The following is a 17,873-nucleotide window of genomic DNA, read 5'->3' as shown; positions in this document are numbered from 1 at the left end:
CTGCGCTGGTGGCGTCGAGACTGTATACAGGTCGCCGATTCGCCGAAATCTACGCCCTCACTGCAGTCTCGCTGAGCTTGTCGAACGCCGTAGACGCAAAGTCAACGCCACAAATCACGAAAGCCGTTCGAGCACCATCGCCATGCCCTGGCCGCCACCCACACACATCGTCTCCAGGCCAACCGTCTTGTCGTGGGTCTGCAGGTTGTTCAGCAGGGTGGTGGCAATGCGCGCGCCGGTCATGCCGAACGGATGGCCAAGGGCTATCGCCCCGCCCGAGACATTGAGCTTGTCCTCGTCGATACCCAGCTCGCGGGCCGAGCCCAGCACCTGCACGGCGAAGGCCTCGTTGATCTCGAACAAGTCGATGTCGGTGATCGACATGCCGGCCCGTTGCAGCGCCTGCTTGGACGCCTCGATCGGCCCCAGGCCCATGATTTCCGGCGAGAGCCCGCTGACCCCGGTCGACACGATGCGGGCCAGCGGCGTCAGCCCCAGCTCCTTGGCCTTGGTGTCGCTGGTGATCACCAGCGCGGCGGCGCCATCGTTGAGGGGGCAGGCGTTGCCGGCGGTGACGGTGCCGTTAGGCCGAAACACCGGTTTGAGCTCGCTGACCTTCTCGTAGGTGGTTCCAGGCCGTGGGCCGTCATCGGTGCTGACGGAGCTGCCGTCGGGCAGGGTGACCGGGCTGATCTCGCGCTCGAAGAACCCGCTCTTGATCGCCTCTTCGGCCCGGTTCTGGCTGCGTACCCCCCAATGGTCCTGGTCCTCGCGGCTGATACCGGTCATGATCGCCACGTTCTCGGCAGTCTGCCCCATCGCGATGTAGACGTCGGGCACATTGCCGTCCGCGCGGGGGTCGTGCCATTCGTCGGCGCCCGCAGCCGCGGCGCTCGTGCGTTCCTGAGCCGAATCGAACAGCGGATTCTTGGTGTCCGGCCAGGAGTCGGAGTTGCCCTTACCGAACCGGGACACGGTCTCGACGCCCGCGGAGATGAACGCGTCGCCCTCGCCCGCCTTGATCGCGTGGAACGCCATCCGGGTGGTCTGCAGCGACGACGAGCAGTACCGGTTGACGGTGGTACCCGGCAAGAAGTCGTAGCCGAGCGCCACCGCGACGACCCGCGCCATATTGAAGCCCTGCTCGCCGCCGGGCAGCCCGCAGCCCAGGATGAGGTCATCGATCTGATGCGGGTTCAGCGCCGGGACTTTGTCGAGCGCGGCGCGAACCATCTGTACGGCCAGGTCGTCGGGCCGCATGTTGATCAGCGACCCCTTCATGGCGCGGCCGATTGGTGAGCGGGCAGTTGAGACGATGACGGCTTCCGGCATGACGACTCCTTAATTCGGGCTGCGGGCTCACCTCGGATCGAGTGGTAGAACCACCCCGGCCCGGCTTCAGTAAGACGCAGACAAATCTAGTCGCTGCTCACCGGTTGACACGAGGACGGGGCAGCCCCGGCCGACGAAGCCGACGAAGGACGTGGCCAGAGGCGCGACATGACACTGAGACGCGTGTGCGCCTGGCCCAGCACCGGCGCGCTGGGCCGCGACGGCAGTTGAAGCGTTGGGCCGGCGCCCTTTTCATCCATCGCGAAGCCCAGCGCATCGCACAGCGCGCGCAGCAACTGTTCGGCCGCCAGCGCATACGCGGGGGCGGCGGGGTGATAACCGTCCGGGGAGAACATCACGTCCGGCCTGGCCCGGAAGTGGGGCGCCATGATCTGACCCAGTGGAACCGGCACGCCGCCGGCCGCCTTGACGGCGGTGGCCTGTGCGCGCGCCAACTGCAGACCGAGGGTGTGCGCGATCGAGCGCAGCGGCTGGGGGATGGCGGTGATGACGCCCAAGTCCGGGCAGGTGCCCACGATCACCACCGCACCACGGGCGCGCAGCTTGTGTACCGCCATGCCCAGCCGTGCCGCAGATTGGCTGATGCCGTTGAGCGCGGTGATGTCGTTCGCGCCGACCATCAGGACTGCCGCGTCCGGCGGTGGCCCGGCCACGAACATCGCATCTATCTGACCGCCAACGCCTTTCGAGGTGGCGCCGACGATGGCTTTGGTGCTCAACCGGACCCGCTTGCCGGTGCGTTCGGCCAGCGCGCGGGCGATCAACACGCCGGGCACCTGGTCGGCGCTGGTGCAGCCGTAGCCGGCGGCCGTCGAGTCGCCGAACATCATCAGGTGTAGGTCGACGGGCGTGCCGCGCTGCCAGCGCTGCACCGGCCCGCCACCCCGGGTGTACACGCCATCGGCGCGCGGCGGGACGTCCCACGACTTCGGAATGATGGTGCGCGCCTGCGTCGCCTGGCCGACCAGTAGATTGCGCGCCCCCAAGTAGGCCGTACCCGTCGAGGCAAGCGCACCCGCTGTGGCCAGAGCGATCGTCGAGCGACGCGGCACCCGTATGGTCACGGCATCAAGTTTAGGTCGTCTGCAGAGTTTGCGTGTGCCGCCGACAAACTGCGCCATCACGTTGTGGAAGAAATGTGGTATCGAATTAGCTTCTTCACATGTTGTACCCAGAAAGCGCTGTCAAGCTAAGTTTGCGGGGTAGGCCCAAAGCCTGGGGATAAGCAGTTGAACCGAAGCCCAAGCCGCTTCGTCACATGCTGTATCGGACTACAACGGCGTAGGAAGTGTTGAGCATGACCGCACCTAGTAAGGTATCCGGCTCGCCCCGCCATGCCATCCGGCCGCGCGACGTACTGCGGGCACGTAGGGCCGAAACCCGCATATTCGCCATCAGCGACGCCGCTCCCGTCGAGGTACTCGAGTCCGGGCCCAGCATCCTTGCGCGATTAGCCACGCTGGCGTCATGGCTGACAATCCGACCAGTTCTTGCCGTCGGCAGCTATGTTCCCAATCTGCCATGGCCGTGGAGTCTCGTCGATCTGACGGCCAAGATGCTGCTTCCCGCGTCCGCGACCGTCCGGGCCGAGGTGACCTTGCCCAATGCATCCGCTCAACTGGTGCGGGCCCCTGGCGTGTTGCCCGCGGATGGCACTCGACGGGTAGTTGTCTATCTGCACGGCGGCGCGTTCCTGACGTGCGGAGCAAACTCCCATGGGCGCCTCGTCGAATCGCTGTCAAAGTTTGCTGACGCGCCGGTGCTTATCGTCAACTACCGGCTGCTGCCCAAGCACTCGATCGGAATGGCCCTCGACGACTGCTACGACGGCTACCGCTGGCTGCGGTCGCGCGGTTACGAGCCGGACCAGATCGTGCTGGCCGGAGATTCCGCCGGCGGCTACCTCGCGCTGGCCCTCGCGCAGCGTCTGCAGGAGGAAGGCGAGGAGCCCGCCGGACTGGTGGCAATCTCGCCACTGCTTCAGCTAGCAAAGGAATGCAAGCAGGCGCATCCCAACATCAAGTGCGATGCGATGTTCCCGGCGAAGGCGTTCGACGCGCTTATCCAATTGGTTGCTAGCGCGGCCGCCAAGCACATTGTCGACGGCAAGCCCGAAGAGATTTACGAGCCTTTGGAGCACATCAAACCCGGCCTGCCGCGGACGCTGATCCACGTTTCCGGGTCGGAGGTGTTGTTGCACGACGCGCAGTTGGCTGCCAGTCGGCTGGCGGCAGTGGGGGTGCCCGCCGAGGTACGTGTCTGGCCTGGCCAGGTTCACGACTTCCAACTGGCTGCTCCACTGGTGCCCGAGGCGCTCCGTTCGCTGCGCCAGATCGGCGAGTACATCCGCGAGGCCACCGGGTAACGATGAGACGGTCCGGCTGTACCGGGCCGGTGGAGTGGTTGTGCGCGGCCCGAAATCGCCTGAGACGATGAATGCATGCGGATTGCGCAGCACATCAGTGACCTCATCGGCGGTACGCCACTTGTTCGCCTGAACTCCGTCGTCCCGCCCGGTGCCGGCACCGTGTTGGCAAAGGTCGAGTACCTCAATCCCGGCGGCAGCTCCAAAGACCGGATCGCGGCCAAGATGATCGACGCCGCCGAGGCCAGCGGCCAGCTCAAGCCGGGCGGCACGATCGTCGAACCCACGTCGGGCAACACCGGGGTCGGGCTGGCGCTCGTCGCCCAGCACCGCGGCTACAAATGCGTCTTCGTCTGCCCCGACAAGGTCAGCGAGGACAAGCGCAATGTGCTGCTCGCCTACGGCGCTGAAGTGGTGGTTTGCCCGACCGCGGTGCCTCCCGACGACCCTGACAGCTACTACAGCGTGTCCGACAGGCTGGTCGAGGAGATCGACGGTGCCTGGAAACCGGACCAGTACGCCAACCCCGCGGGCCCGGCCAGCCACTACGAGACCACCGGCCCGGAGGTGTGGGCCGACACCGATGGCAAGGTGACACATTTTGTCGCCGGCATCGGCACTGGCGGAACGATCACGGGTGCGGGTCGCTACCTCAAGGAGGTGTCGGGTGGTCGGGTGCGCATCGTCGGCGCCGATCCCGAGGGATCGGTTTATTCGGGCGGCGCCGGCCGGCCATATCTGGTCGAGGGGGTGGGTGAAGACTTCTGGCCGGCCGCGTACGACCCGACCGTGCCCGACCAGATCATCGCGGTGTCGGACTCCGACTCCTTCAACATGACCCGGCGGTTGGCGCGCGAAGAGGCGATGCTGGTGGGTGGGTCATGCGGCATGGCGGTGGTGGCCGCGCTGAAGGTTGCCGCCGAGGCCGGGCCGGAGGCGCTGGTCGTCGTGCTGCTGCCCGACGGCGGCCGCGGCTACATGTCGAAGATCTTCAACGACGCGTGGATGTCGTCTTACGGGTTCCTGCGCAGCCGCCTCGACGGGTCGACCGACGAGTTCACTGTCGGCGACGTGCTGCGCCGGAAATCCGGCGAGCTGCCCGACCTGGTGCACACCCACCCGTCGGAAACCGTGCGCGACGCGATCGGCATCCTGCGCGAGTACGGGGTATCCCAGATGCCCGTCGTCGGCGCTGAGCCGCCGGTGATGGCCGGCGAGGTCGCCGGCAGTGTCTCCGAACGCGAACTGCTCTCCGCCGTATTCGAGGGACGGGCCAACTTGGCCGACGCGGTGGCCGAGCACATGAGTCCACCGCTGCGGATGATCGGCGCCGGTGAACTGATCAGCGTGGCAGGCAAGGCTTTGCGTGACTTCGACGCGCTCATGGTGGTGGAACAAGGCAAACCGGTCGGCGTCATCACCCGGTACGACTTGTTGGGCTTCCTCTCCGAAGGGCCGCGGCGACGGTAGCCGAAGGTCCCCGACGACACTGCCGCATCAAGGCGCTCAGGTACGGTAATGCGGCCTAGTTCAACTTCTTCCCTGGTTTGTGTCTTCCGAGTGGAAGGTTGCCCATGACCGAACATCCGCCTCCTGGCGAGATCTCCCCACCGCCCCCGCCACCTCCGCTGCCCGGCGGCATGTCCTATCCGCCGCCGCCCCCGCCATCGGGTGCCGTTGCGCCGCCACCACCGGGGCCGGCGGTGCGGGCTCAGCCGACGGAGAACTACACGCCGTGGACCACCCGGGCGCTGGCGGGGCTCATCGACTACGGCCCGGTCTACCTTGTGATCGGCATCGGCGCAGTGCTCAACGCCGTGCTCAGCTCGGGCTCGTGCGTCAGCAATGTCTCGGGGTACACCGCAACCACGCAGTGCTCCGAGCCCTCGGTCATCGGCGCAGTGTTGTTGGTCGTGCTGCTGTCGGCCGGGTTCGGCTACATGTTGTGGAATAACGGCTACCGCCAGGGCACCACCGGGTCGAGCATCGGCAAGTCGCTCATGAAGTTCAAGGTGGTCAGCGAAATCACCGGGCAGCCGCTCGGTTTCGGGATGTCCGTCTTGCGCCAACTCGCGCACACGGCCGACGCGGCTATCTGTTATATCGGTTTTCTGCTGCCGCTGTGGGACGGGAAGCGTCAAACCCTGGCGGACAAGATCATGACGACGGTTTGTCTGCCGATCTGAAGACGCCGATGACCGAAAACTCCGAAGCGTTTACCGGACTGGCTACCAAAGCCATCCACGCCGGATACCGCCCCGACCCTTCGACGGGCGCGGTGAACACCCCGATTTACGCGAGCAGCACATTCGCCCAGGATGGTGTCGGCGGTCTGCGTGGCGGATTCGAATACGCGCGCACCGGCAACCCGACGCGGGCCGCATTGGAAGCTGCGCTGGCCGCGGTGGAAGACGGTTCTTGTGGACGGGCCTTCGGTTCCGGGATGGCGGCGACCGATTGTGCGCTGCGGGCGATGCTGCGACCCGGGGATCATGTGGTCATCCCGAACGACGCCTACGGCGGCACATTTCGCTTGATCGACAAGGTGTTCACGCAGTGGGGTATCGAGTACACCCCGGTGTCGCTGGCCGACCTGGACGCTGTCGCTGCGGCGCTCAAACCCCGGACCCGGGTGATCTGGGTGGAAACACCGACCAACCCGCTGCTTTCCATCGCCGATATCGCGGCAATCGCCGGGCTGGCTGCCCGACACACCGCCGACAAGCCGGTAAAAGTGTTGGTGGACAACACGTTTGCCTCACCTGCGCTACAGCAGCCGTTGACACTAGGCGCCGATGTGGTGCTGCATTCGACCACCAAGTACATCGGGGGCCACTCCGATGTGGTGGGCGGCGCGTTGGTCACCAACGACGAAGAGCTGGACGCCGCTTTCGCCTTTCTGCAGAACGGGGCCGGCGCGGTGCCGGGCCCGTTCGACGCCTACCTGACGATGCGCGGCTTGAAGACTCTGGTGCTTCGGATGCAGCGGCACAGCGAAAACGCCTTTGCCGTAGCGGAATTCCTGGCTGGGCATCCGTCGGTGAGCGACGTGTTGTATCCGGGTCTGCCGACCCATCCGGGGCACGAGATCGCCGCGCGGCAGATGTCGGGCTTCGGCGGGATGGTGTCGGTGCGGATGCGGGCCGGGCGTCGGGCCGCGGAGGATCTGTGCGCGCGCACGCGGGTGTTCATCCTGGCGGAGTCGCTGGGTGGGGTGGAGTCGCTGATCGAACATCCCAGCGCGATGACGCACGCGTCGACGGCCGGTTCGCAGTTGGAAGTACCCGACGACTTGGTGCGGCTGTCGGTCGGCATCGAGGACGTCGCCGACCTGTTGGCCGATCTGGAACAGGCCCTCGGCTAAGCACCGCGAGCAGCGTCAAGTTTTTGCACCCCAAACAATTTGCTGCGGGTGGACAGAAGACTCGTGTCGAGGTGCCCGCGGCCACATTCATAGTTCTGGTTGTGGGAGTGAATCCTTGGTTTTGGGTGTGAATTGGCGGCTTTCGGTGTGCAGCCAGGGCGGAAATAAGCGCCGATCCCCGCCCTGCATTCGCACCCAAAGCCGTCAGTACACACCGAAAGCCGTCAGTTCACAACGAAAGCCGTCAGTCACAACCAAAGCCGACACCGAAAGCCCGTTCAGGGATTGCACTGAAATGCGGGGGCTGGCGATCGCCCATCTCGCGACAGAGGCTACGAGTGGTAGGGCTCCGCGCTGACGAGTGTGACCTCGACGGTGTTGCCGTTGGGCACGGTGTAGCTGCGCGTCTCGCCCACCTTGGCGTCGATCAGGGCGCCGCCCAGCGGTGAGTTCGGCGAGAACACTTCGAGTTTGCCGTCGTTGACGCCCTCTTGGCGGGTAGCGATCAGGAACGTCTCGGTGTCCGACTCGTCGCCGTTGTAGTAGACCTTCACCACCGAACCCGGCAGCGCCACACCCGACTGCTTGGGCGCCTCGCCGACCTTGGCGTTGTTCAGCAGGTCCTGCAACTGTCGGATGCGGGCCTCCTGCTGGCCCTGCTCCTCGCGGGCGGCGTGATACCCGCCGTTCTCGCGCAGGTCGCCCTCCTCACGGCGGTCGTTGATTTCCGCGGCGATGACCGGACGGTTCGCAATCAGCTGATCGAGCTCGGCCTTGAGTCGGTCATGTGACTCTTGGGTCAACCAGGTGACCTGAGTATCCGTCATCTCGTCGCGCTCCTTGTGTTCTCGATTCCGCGTATCCGCGCAAGCTTTCGATCCAGGCTGACCGGACCGCGCCTGAGTTCCCAACCCGTCTGGGCCCCCGACCCGTCGTGCTGCCGCCCCGTTCTGCTTACGGCCACTAATGCAGCAATACACGGCCCCAGCCGGAACCGTGCATTCATCTATGTTACCACTGCGGAAACAATCGATGTGGGCATTTGTGCCTATCACGAGCCCAGACGCGCGGTGGCCGTCAGCGTAGATAGCTCGGTACGTTGGTGCCGCAACCGTAGATGTCCGCCATCACCGGCGGCTTGCTGGATTTCAGCGTCGTCGTCACCTGCACCGTGCCCTGGCTGGACGGCGGCACCAGCACTTCCCGTCGGCCCGTTTCGCTGCCGTCTTTGGCGCGGACCCGCACGATGCAGTCCACCGGCCGCGACGGGTCCGAGCGCGTCACGCTGATCGTCACCGATGCCGTCTCGTCGTCGATCAATTGATAGCCGGCCAGCGTGCCCGACACAGCGCTGGTGCCCAGCCGTCGGTAGCCGATGATGGCGATGACAACGCCGGCCACCAGCACCAGCAAAGTAAGCGCGATGGCGACACGGCGACGTGACCTTCTGGACAGCCGCGCACGTCCATAGCGCGCTTCGGGACGTGACACGTCCGTGCCGGGGTCGGGCGAACAGGATGCAGCCATCGGAATTTGGAATTATAGGGTCAGCTGAAGACCCCAAGGGGCGATCAGGCGGACCGACGAGGGGACACGTGAGCGAGCTGCGGTTGATGGCGGTGCACGCCCACCCCGACGACGAGTCCAGCAAGGGTGCCGCCACCCTTGCCCGCTACGCCGAAGAGGGGCACCGCGTTCTGGTGGTGACGCTGACGGGCGGCGAACGTGGCGAGATCCTCAACCCCGCCATGGACCTGCCCGACGTGCACGGGCACATCGCCGAGATCCGGCGCGACGAGATGGCAAAGGCGGCCGAGATCCTCGGGGTGGAGCACACCTGGCTGGGTTTCGTCGACTCCGGGCTGCCCAAAGGCGACCTTCCGCCGCCGTTGCCCGACGGCTGTTTCGCGCTGGTTCCGCTGGAAGTGTCCACCGCTGCCTTGGTCCGGGTGGTCCGCGAGTTCCGGCCGCACGTGATGCTCACCTACGACGAGAACGGCGGTTACCCGCATCCCGACCACATCCGCTGCCACCAGGTGTCGGTGGCAGCCTACGAGGCGGCCGGGGACTACTGCCGCTTCAAGGACGCCGGAGACCCCTGGACGGTTTCCAAGCTGTATTACATTCACGGTTTCCTGCGCCAGCGGATGCAGGTACTGCAGGACGAATTCGTCAGGCACGGGCAAGAGGGGCCGTTCAAGAAATGGCTCGAGCTTTGGGACGCCAGCCATGACGTGTTCGCCGACCGGGTGACCACCCGCGTCGAGTGCTCGGGATATTTCAGCCGGCGCGACGACGCGCTGCGGGCGCACGCCACCCAGATCGACCCGAACGCCGAATTCTTCGCCGCGCCGATCGCGTGGCAACAGCGGCTGTGGCCGACGGAGGAATACGAGTTGGCCCGCTCGCGGGTGCCCGTCGCCCTGCCCGAGAGCGACCTGTTCGCCGGAATCGAGTCGGACGGGTGAATCAGCTGTTGTTCGCGACGAGCGCCCGGTTGCTCGCTGAAGGGACCCCGCACAACACCGGTCCCGATTTCGGCAAGGCCAGCCCGTTCGGGCTGCTGGTGATCGTGCTGCTGGTGATCGCGACACTGTTCCTGCTGCGTTCGATGAACCGGCAACTCAAGAAGGTCCCCAAGTCGTTCGACCGCGACAACCCTGAGCTCGACCAGGCGGCGGACGAGGGCACCGACACCGTGGGCGGGGCCGGGCACGAGCCCCGCCCGGGACCGGGCGATGAGCCCGGCTGACGCCTCGCAGACCAACACCCTCGGGCTGGCCACGAGCCCGTATTTGCGCCAGCACGCCGACAATCCGGTGCATTGGCAGCAGTGGACGGCGCAGGCGCTGGCCGACGCCGCCGAGCGCGACGTGCCGATCCTGTTGTCCATCGGTTATGCGGCCTGCCACTGGTGTCATGTGATGGCTCACGAATCGTTCGAGGACGCCGACGTGGCTGCCGTCATGAACGAGGGGTTCGTCTGCGTCAAAGTCGACCGGGAGGAACGGCCCGACATCGACGCGGTCTACATGAATGCCACCGTAGCGCTCACCGGGCAGGGCGGTTGGCCGATGACCTGTTTCCTCACGCCCGACGGCCGGCCCTTCTTCTGCGGCACCTACTATCCGAAAGCGGGCTTCCTGCAATTACTTTCAGCTGTGTCCGAGACCTGGCGGAGGCGTCGCGACGAGGTCGAGGAAGCCTCCGACCGGATCGCCGGCGAATTGCGCTCCATGGCTGCGGCATTCCCGGGGGCCGCTGGCACGGATGTGGCGCCGGCACTGTGCGACCACGCCGTCGCGGCGGTGCTGCGCGATCAGGACACGGTTCACGGCGGCTTCGGCGGAGCGCCCAAGTTCCCGCCGTCGGCATTGCTGGAGGCGCTGCTGCGGAACTACGAACGCACCGGTTCGCCCGCAGCGCTGGAGGCTGTCTCACGCACCGGCAATGCGATGGCACGCGGTGGGATTTACGATCAACTGGCCGGCGGCTTCGCCCGCTACAGCGTCGACAACGCTTGGGTGGTACCGCATTTCGAGAAGATGCTGTACGACAACGCATTACTGTTGCGGGTGTATGCGCACTGGGCACGGCGCACCGAAAATCCCTTGGCGCGCAGGGTCGCCGCGCAGACCGCACGGTTTCTGCTGGACGACCTAGCTGTCGACGACATGTTCACGTCCTCGCTGGACGCCGACGCTGACGGCCGCGAGGGCTCGACGTATGTCTGGACGCCCACCCAGCTCACGGAGGTACTCGGCGCCGACGACGGCCGTTGGGCGGCAGAGCTTTTCGCGGTCACCCCGGCCGGCACCTTCGAACACGGGGCCTCGGTGCTGCAGTTGCCGACCGATCCGGACGATCCGCAACGCGGCGAACGGATTCGCACCGCGCTGCTCGCGGCGCGACTTAACCGGGTCCAGCCCGGACGCGACGACAAGGTCGTCACCTCGTGGAACGGGCTGGCGATTACGGCGTTGGCCGAAGCCAGTGTCGCGCTAGCCGAACCCGAGTTGGCGCAAGCCGCGCAGCGATGCGCGGCCAAGCTGCTGAACCTGCATGTCGTCGACGGTCGGCTGCGCCGGGCCAGCCTCGGTGGCGTGGTGGGCGACAGCGCCGGAATCCTCGAGGACCACGCGATGCTGGCCACCGGGCTGCTGGCGCTATACCAGCTCACCGCCGACGACGGCTGGCTGACGGCGGCCACCGATTTGCTGGATACTGCGTTGCGGCACTTCGCTGACCCGCAGCAGCCCGGCCGCTGGTTCGACACGGCCGACGACGCCGAGCAGCTGGTGGTCCGGCCGGCCGACCCGCTGGACGGCGCGACTCCGGCGGGCGCGTCGTCGATCACGGAGGCGTTGTTGACCGCCGCGCATCTCGTCGACGGCGAACGGGCCGAGCGTTATCTGCGGGCGGCGGCCGACGCGCTGCGCACGAGTGCGGTCCTGCTGGCGCGGGCGCCGCGCTCGGCCGGGCATTGGCTGGCCGTCGCCGAAGCCGCGGTGCGCGGACCGCTGCAGATCGCGGTGGCGTGCGACCCGTCGACGTCGTCTCTGCTGGGGGAGGCCCGTCGGCTGGCACCAGGCGGGTCGATAGTCGTCGGCGGTGAGCGGGATTCGACGGCCCTGTTGATCGGCCGGGACCGCGTTGGTGGCGCCGACTCCGCTTATGTGTGCCGCGGCAGGACATGCGACCTACCGGTCACCGGAGCCGCGCAGCTCGCGGATAATTTGGGCGTGCCCGGGGCTTAGCCCGAGCGTGCAAAATGACGGTCCACGCGGCGTGTCGCTGTACCGACACGCACGTTCGCGAGCCGATGCAGGTTAGAACACCACGAACCACATGGCGATGTAATGGCAGATCGCCGCTACCGCGGTGCAGGCGTGGAAGAACTCGTGGTATCCGAATGTCGTCGGCCACGGGTCGGGCCAGCGCAGGCCGTAGAGAATGCCGCCGATGCTGTACAGGGCGCCGCCGACGAACAGCAGCACCATCGCGGCCACTCCGGCGTTGTGCAGGATCGTGCCGGTAAACCACACCGCAACCCAGCCCAGCATCAGGTACAGCGGCACGCCCACCCAGCGCGGTGACGACGGCCAGCACATCTTCAGCAGGACGCCGGCCAGAGCGCCGCCCCACACGATCCACAGCACCAGACGGCCCTGATCCCGGGGCAGCGCCAGCAACGCAAACGGCGTGTAGCTGCCGGCGATGAACACGAAGATCATCGAGTGGTCCAGCCGCTTCATCCAAGTTCGGGCGGTCGCGGACTTCCATTGGACGCGGTGATAGGTGGCGCTGACGGTGAACATCAAGATCGTCGCCGCGGTATAGCCCAGCGTCGCCAGGCCGGCGCGGGTGGATGCCAGCGCCCACGAGACTGCGACCAGCGATGCACCGGCGAACACCGCGATCCCTGCGGCGTACACGTGAATCCAGCCGCGGAAACGTGGCCTGGTCAGTACCCGGGCTACGCCTTCGACCAGTTGCTCGGCGACGGTGCCGGAATTGGCGTCTGCGGTTGAGGCCCCGGAATCGGGCTCCGCGTTCGTGACCGTGCTCACCTGGGGCCGGGTCCCTTCTGCTGATCGCCTCGCCATTGCGGTGGTCGTTATTGATCATCAACACTAGCGTCGACGGCCGTCCGACGCTGTTCGGCGAAACGTGATGTCGGCGGAAATGTGGGCCGGGAATGGTTGCCCGTCACAGTAGTCTGGATCTTCGTGGAGATCATCCCGCCGCGGCTCAAGGAACCGTTGTATCGCGTCTACGAGCTGCGGCTGAAGCAGGGTCTGGCCGCCTCGAAATCCGAGCTGCCCCGGCACATCGCGGTGCTGTGTGACGGCAATCGGCGATGGGCGCGCAGCGCGGGCTACGACGACGTCAGCTACGGCTACCGGATGGGCGCCGCCAAGATCGCCGAGATGCTCAGGTGGTGCCAGGAAGCCGGCATCGAGATGACGACGGTGTACCTGTTGTCGACCGAAAACCTGCAGCGCGATCCGGACGAGCTTGCCGCACTCATCGAGATCATCACCGACGTCGTCGAGGAGATCTGCGCGCCGGCGAATCACTGGAGTGTGCGCACTGTCGGGGATCTGGAGCTGCTCGGTGAGGAGCCGGCCCGCCGGCTGCGGGGCGCGGTGGAGTCGACTCCGGGCATCGCGCCTTTCCACGTGAACGTCGCCGTGGGCTACGGCGGTCGCCGGGAGATCGTCGACGCTGTGCGCGCATTGTTGAGCAAGGAACTTGCCAACGGTGCCACAGCCGAGGAGCTCGTCGACGCCGTGACCGTCGAAGCGATCTCCGAAAACCTTTACACCTCTGGGCAACCCGATCCCGATCTGGTGATTCGCACCTCCGGGGAGCAACGCCTGTCGGGGTTCCTGCTGTGGCAGAGCGCGTATTCGGAGATGTGGTTCACCGAGGCGCATTGGCCGGCATTTCGCCGGGTCGACTTCCTGCGCGCGCTGCGCGACTACAGCCAGCGGCATCGCCGGTACGGCAAGTAGCGAAGCGGGTCGTCAACCCGTGCCGATCGCGAGCGCGGCGAAGCCGGGCGAAGCGGGTCGGCGCCAAACTAATCCCGTGCCACACTGGTTTGCATGGCTGCGCTGTCGGCGGTGGTGTTCACGCTGAGCGGATGGCTCGGTTTGTACCTGCTGGCCCGCGATCCGCGCAAACCGGTACTCGTGTTGGCCGCAGTCGGACTGTGTGGTTTCGCGCTGGTGGTGGCGCTGGACGCGGTGCGCAACACGGCTAGTCAACAGCACATCCATTTGCTCAGTCAGCTCGAGATCTACCTGGCCGCGGTGCCCAGCGTGGCTTGGTTTGCGGTGCTCGTCGAGCTGTCCCGGCCGTGCGAAAGCTGGCGGGCGCGTACTGGCGAGTTGTTGCTCGTCGCCGGCGTCGGCGCGCTGACCCTACTCGGGGCGACGATGGCGGGCAGCGTCGAAGGTCCGCTGCGGCCGGGCCATCTGATGATGTTCGCGGTGATCTCGATTTCCACCCTGGGCGCCATGGTCGCAGCGGTGCGGCGGACCGCGCAGCCCGTCGCGGGGGTAGTGGTACTGGCGACGCTGTTCTTCGCGCTGTCCAATGCCATCCTGGTCATTCCGCTGGGTCTGCTGCCCAGCTGGCTGGCCTTGGCGTCGACCGGTGTGGACGTACTGCTGCTCGGTGTCGCGGTGGCCCGGTGGGACGCATTCGACGAGGGTCAGGCGCTGTGGGCCGACATGCAGCGCTCGTTTGCCGGCTCGGTGGCGATCGCCGTGTTGTTCGGCGGCCAGGCGCTGATCGGCCTAGCGCTGACCAGCAATGTGCCCACCGCGCAGATCGCGCTGACCATCCTGCTGTTCACCAGCCTGGCGATCGCGATAACAGTGCAGGTGCTGGCCGATCCGCTGGCCGGGATCTTGGACCGGCTGGCGTTCTCCAAGTCGCCGGCGCTGCGCGCCGACCGGGCCGCGCTCCGGCACACCGGGGCGGCGTTGCCGCTGCGCTCCGAAGATCCGCTCATCGATGTCGACGACGACACCTTCGTCCGCCTCACCCGTCGGGCGCTGGGCCACTACGCCGACCTGACCAAGCTCGTCGCCAGCCCACTGACCGCATTGCCGGTGATCGATCAGCGGCTGGCCGCCCGCGGCGCACCCGACCACCCGCTGGAGCGGGCCAACGAGCTCAAAGCCGTCCTCGCCGACGGTATCGGGCGGCTCAAGCCGCGCGACGCCGGCGATTTCGGCACCACCGAGGAGTGGCGTTACTACAACTCGCTCTATTTCCCGTATGTCGTCGGCGTGCGCGCCTACGCGCAGAACGCCACCGCGGCCGGGCTCGACCCGACGGCCCGGCAGGCCTGGCAGTGGCTGGTCACCGAAGTCCCGCAGCGCTCACTGCACAACTGGCAAAACGCCGCGGCGAGGCTCATCGCCGCCGATCTGCGGGGGCGCATCGCGGTTCCCAGCGATTAGGCTGACCAACCCATGACTACTTCGAAGGTTCCGCCGGCCAAGCTGGTGCGGACGATTGACACAGTTCGTCATCAACTTGCCCGGCTGCACCGACGCATGGTCCCGCCGCCGGTCGCGATGATGGAAATGGTCGTCAACACATGGGTGGCTCAAGCGATCACCGCCGCCGCTGAGCTTGGCATCGCCGACGCGCTCGCCAAGGGGCCGTTGTCGGCCGACGAGTTGGCAACCGCGGTCAATGCCGACGCCGACGCGGTGAGCCGACTTCTCCGCGCGTTGATCACCCGCGGCATTTTCCGGCAGCGCCGTGATGGCCGTTTCGACCTCACCCCGCTGGCGGACACTCTCCGACGAGACTCAGAGGTACCGATTGCCGGCTGGGCTCGATGGCTGGGTTCACCCCAACATCGCGAGCATTGGAGCCACCTCGCAGATGCCATTCGTACCGGCCGGTCCGTCATCCCCCGTCTGCGCGGCAAACCAATGTTCGAGTACCTGGCGTCCGAGCCTGAGCTCGGCCAGATTTTCAACGAGGCCATGACGGGTGGATCCGCACTCTCGATCGGGCCAGTGATCGCCGCATACGACTTCAGCTCCTTCGCCACCATCGTCGACGTCGGTGGCGGCCACGGCCGGCTGCTGGCCGAGATCCTTGCTGCCACGCCCGCGGCGCGGGGTGTGCTGTTCGACCAACCTCAAGTCGTCGCGGGGGCTCCGGCCGTGCTCGCGGAGCTCGGGGTGCAAGACCGGATCCGTATCGACGAAGGGTCGTTCTTCGAGTCGGTACCCGCCGGCGGTGACGCCTACGTTCTCAAGAGCGTGATTCATGATTGGCCTGACGACGACGCCATCCGGATCTTGCGCAACGTGCGGAGTGCGGCAGCGGCCGGCAGTTACGTTCTGCTCGTCGAGTTTGTGGTTCCCGATCACCACCGCGAATACATGGGTAACTGGTTGGACTTGGAAATGCTGCTCGCGCTGGATGCTCGTGAGCGTTCCTCCGCTGAGTTCGAGCGACTTTTCAGCCGCGCCGGATTTCGGATGACGCGGGTGGTGGCCACCGCCTCGCCGTTCAGCGTGCTCGAAGCACAGGCGGTTTAGGCCCAACGTTCGCCCGCTGGCCGAGACCTGGCTCACATTATTTTCGCCAATCCGGGAATAGCCGGTTGAACTAGCTGGTCTTTGTACTCGTGGCAGTAAGTGGCAGTGCCACGAGTCGATATGGCAGTGCTCTGACGGCACTCTCAAACATGTTCGACCCATCCCCTCGTGGAGCCTGAAGGAGTAAATGACATGACCGCTGTAACCAATTTGACTACGCGGCCCCTATACGACTCGACCGACTCGCTGCTGCGGTTCGCCATGCGGGCCGACGCCACCCTGACGGGACTTTTGGGTCTGTCCGTCGCCTTCATCGCCGACCCGTTGTCGTCGCTCACTGGTTTGACGTCCCTCCAGGAATACAGCATGGGTGCCTTCTTCGTGCTGTACGGGCTCGTGGTGTTCAGCATCGCGGCGTCGCCCGACCTGCGCCGCGCCGGGATCGGCGTCGTGGTGGCCAACATCGTGTACACGTTCGGTGCGATCGTTGCCGCTGAGCTGGTGCCGATGACGGGCATCGGGGTGGCCCTGACGCTGGCCAGCGGTGTGTACACCGCGATATTCGCGGGGCTGCAGTACCTGGGAGTGCGCCGACTCGTCGTGTGAGTCCCGACCGGCGGGGCGCCACCGCGGCCCGGGCGGGGCGCGCCCCGCTCCGGTGTTTACGGCCCCTCAGAGCTTGCGCAGACGAAGCCGGTTGATGGAGTGGTCGGCGTCCTTGCGCAGCACCAGGGTTGCACGCGGACGGGTCGGCAGAATGTTCTCGACCAGATTGGGCCGGTTGATCGACCGCCAGATCTCCCGCGCCGCCACGACGGCCTGCGGGTCGGACAGCGCCGCATAGTGGTGGAAGTGCGATTCGGGGTCGGCGAACGCGGTGCCCCGCATGGCCAGGAATCGCGACACGTACCACTGCTCGATGTCTTCGATCCGGGCGTCCACGTAGAGCGAGAAGTCGAATAGGTCCGACACCATCAGGGTCGGCCCGGTCTGCAATACGTTGAGCCCTTCCAGAATGAGGATGTCGGGGTGGCGGACCACGTGCTTGGCCCCCGGAATGATGTCGTATTTCAGATGTGAATACACCGGCGCGCACGCATAGTCGGACCCGGATTTCACCGAGGTCACGAACCGCAGCAGGGCCCGGCGGTTGTAACTCTCGGGAAAACCCTTGCGGTGCATCAGGTTTCGCCGATCCAGCTCGGAGTTGGGATACAGAAAGCCGTCGGTGGTGACCAGGTCCACCCGCGGGTGGTGATCCCAGCGGGCCAGCAGCGCTTGGAGCACACGGGCGGTGGTCGACTTGCCGACGGCCACGCTGCCGGCCACGCCGATGATGAACGGCACCGGCCGGTCCGGGTTTTGCTGCGGCTCGCCGAGGAACTCCGCGGTCGCCGCGAACAGCCGTTGGCGGGCGGCGACCTGCAGATGAATCAACCGGGCCAGCGGCAAATAGACCTCTTCGACCTCCAGTAGGTCGATCTGCTCACCCAAGCCGCGCAAGCCGATCAATTCCTCTTCGGTGAGGGCCAGCGGCGTCGACATGCGAAGCGCACGCCACTGCTTTCGGTCGAACTCCACGTAGGGGCTCGGCTCGCTAAGCCGCGGCATAGGTCTCAGTGTTGCAGGGGTGGCGCGAGCAGACGCAAAAGCCCCCTGCTTCGGCCCTAAGCCGGGGCTTTTGCGTCTTGTCGCGACCAGCTGATCGCGC

The 17,873-nt window shown here is 66.2% G+C and carries 17 protein-coding genes; 11 read left to right on the top strand and 6 right to left on the bottom strand.

All coding sequences use genetic code 11. The features are described from left to right. Window positions 1–114: 114 nt before the first annotated feature. Both A9W99_RS14675 and A9W99_RS14670 read right to left on the bottom strand, forming a co-directional pair. Entirely contained in the window at window positions 115–1,332 is a 1,218-nt protein-coding gene (locus tag A9W99_RS14675; RefSeq protein WP_067378969.1) for an acetyl-CoA C-acetyltransferase, read from the bottom strand. Window positions 1,333–1,418: 86 nt separating this feature from the next. Beyond that, window positions 1,419–2,405 (bottom strand): SGNH/GDSL hydrolase family protein, encoded by a 987-nt coding sequence (locus A9W99_RS14670; RefSeq protein WP_156623110.1) that lies wholly within the window; start codon window positions 2,403–2,405, stop codon window positions 1,419–1,421. A 245-nt stretch (window positions 2,406–2,650) separates the two neighbouring features. Between A9W99_RS14670 and A9W99_RS14665 the strand changes: the two genes are divergently transcribed. From A9W99_RS14665 to A9W99_RS14650, 4 genes are all read left to right on the top strand, one after another. Further along, window positions 2,651–3,718 (top strand): alpha/beta hydrolase, encoded by a 1,068-nt coding sequence (locus tag A9W99_RS14665; protein WP_067378966.1) that lies wholly within the window; start codon window positions 2,651–2,653, stop codon window positions 3,716–3,718. A 75-nt stretch (window positions 3,719–3,793) separates the two neighbouring features. Next, on the top strand, window positions 3,794–5,188 hold the full coding sequence (locus A9W99_RS14660) for a cystathionine beta-synthase (protein ID WP_067378963.1): 1,395 nt from the start codon (window positions 3,794–3,796) through the stop codon (window positions 5,186–5,188). 104 nt (window positions 5,189–5,292) lie between these two features. Continuing rightward, window positions 5,293–5,904 (top strand): RDD family protein, encoded by a 612-nt coding sequence (locus A9W99_RS14655; protein WP_067378959.1) that lies wholly within the window; start codon window positions 5,293–5,295, stop codon window positions 5,902–5,904. An 8-nt stretch (window positions 5,905–5,912) separates the two neighbouring features. Next, window positions 5,913–7,082, top strand: coding sequence for a cystathionine gamma-synthase (locus tag A9W99_RS14650; protein WP_067378950.1), 1,170 nt, complete (start codon window positions 5,913–5,915; stop codon window positions 7,080–7,082). Between the two features lie 332 nt (window positions 7,083–7,414). Here the strand turns inward: A9W99_RS14650 and greA are convergent, their stop codons facing one another. Both greA and A9W99_RS14640 read right to left on the bottom strand, forming a co-directional pair. Next, window positions 7,415–7,909, bottom strand: coding sequence for a transcription elongation factor GreA (gene greA, locus A9W99_RS14645; protein WP_067378947.1), 495 nt, complete (start codon window positions 7,907–7,909; stop codon window positions 7,415–7,417). Between the two features lie 250 nt (window positions 7,910–8,159). Further along, window positions 8,160–8,609, bottom strand: coding sequence for a DUF4307 domain-containing protein (locus A9W99_RS14640; protein ID WP_067378943.1), 450 nt, complete (start codon window positions 8,607–8,609; stop codon window positions 8,160–8,162). Window positions 8,610–8,677: 68 nt separating this feature from the next. Between A9W99_RS14640 and mca the strand changes: the two genes are divergently transcribed. From mca to A9W99_RS14625, 3 genes are read left to right on the top strand one after another with little or no spacing between them, the layout of a single operon-like run. Beyond that, window positions 8,678–9,550, top strand: coding sequence for a mycothiol conjugate amidase Mca (mca, locus tag A9W99_RS14635; RefSeq protein ID WP_067378940.1), 873 nt, complete (start codon window positions 8,678–8,680; stop codon window positions 9,548–9,550). After that, complete coding sequence (locus A9W99_RS14630) at window positions 9,547–9,834, top strand: hypothetical protein (protein WP_067378937.1); 288 nt, start codon at window positions 9,547–9,549, stop codon at window positions 9,832–9,834. Before mca ends, A9W99_RS14630 begins: the two co-directional genes overlap by 4 nt. Then, window positions 9,821–11,839 (top strand): thioredoxin domain-containing protein, encoded by a 2,019-nt coding sequence (locus tag A9W99_RS14625; protein ID WP_067378934.1) that lies wholly within the window; start codon window positions 9,821–9,823, stop codon window positions 11,837–11,839. Before A9W99_RS14630 ends, A9W99_RS14625 begins: the two co-directional genes overlap by 14 nt. Before the next feature lie 72 nt (window positions 11,840–11,911). Here A9W99_RS14625 and A9W99_RS14620 read toward each other — a convergent pair whose 3' ends face one another. Beyond that, complete coding sequence (locus A9W99_RS14620) at window positions 11,912–12,688, bottom strand: hemolysin III family protein (RefSeq protein WP_067378932.1); 777 nt, start codon at window positions 12,686–12,688, stop codon at window positions 11,912–11,914. Window positions 12,689–12,811: 123 nt separating this feature from the next. Here A9W99_RS14620 and A9W99_RS14615 point away from each other — a divergent pair, with 123 nt between their 5' ends. From A9W99_RS14615 to A9W99_RS14600, 4 genes are all read left to right on the top strand, one after another. Next, window positions 12,812–13,600 (top strand): (2Z,6E)-farnesyl diphosphate synthase, encoded by a 789-nt coding sequence (locus A9W99_RS14615; RefSeq protein ID WP_067379116.1) that lies wholly within the window; start codon window positions 12,812–12,814, stop codon window positions 13,598–13,600. A gap of 93 nt (window positions 13,601–13,693) precedes the next feature. After that, window positions 13,694–15,061 carry a hypothetical protein gene (locus A9W99_RS14610; RefSeq protein ID WP_067378930.1) on the top strand — a complete coding sequence of 456 codons (1,368 nt, stop codon included), beginning with the start codon at window positions 13,694–13,696 and terminating at the stop codon, window positions 15,059–15,061. Window positions 15,062–15,073: 12 nt separating this feature from the next. After that, window positions 15,074–16,162, top strand: coding sequence for a methyltransferase (locus A9W99_RS14605; protein ID WP_067378927.1), 1,089 nt, complete (start codon window positions 15,074–15,076; stop codon window positions 16,160–16,162). A 192-nt stretch (window positions 16,163–16,354) separates the two neighbouring features. After that, window positions 16,355–16,768: a hypothetical protein gene (locus tag A9W99_RS14600; protein ID WP_067378925.1), complete on the top strand. Its 414-nt coding sequence runs from the start codon at window positions 16,355–16,357 to the stop codon at window positions 16,766–16,768. Between the two features lie 66 nt (window positions 16,769–16,834). Here the strand turns inward: A9W99_RS14600 and coaA are convergent, their stop codons facing one another. Further along, window positions 16,835–17,773: a type I pantothenate kinase gene (coaA, locus tag A9W99_RS14595; RefSeq protein ID WP_067378922.1), complete on the bottom strand. Its 939-nt coding sequence runs from the start codon at window positions 17,771–17,773 to the stop codon at window positions 16,835–16,837. Window positions 17,774–17,873: the final 100 nt, after the last annotated feature.

Source organism: Mycobacterium sp. 1164966.3, assembly GCF_001665395.1.
Lineage (GTDB): Bacteria > Actinomycetota > Actinomycetes > Mycobacteriales > Mycobacteriaceae > Mycobacterium.
The sequence above is the reverse complement of the archived record's forward strand: the minus strand, read 5'-3'. Positions and strand labels throughout refer to the sequence as shown.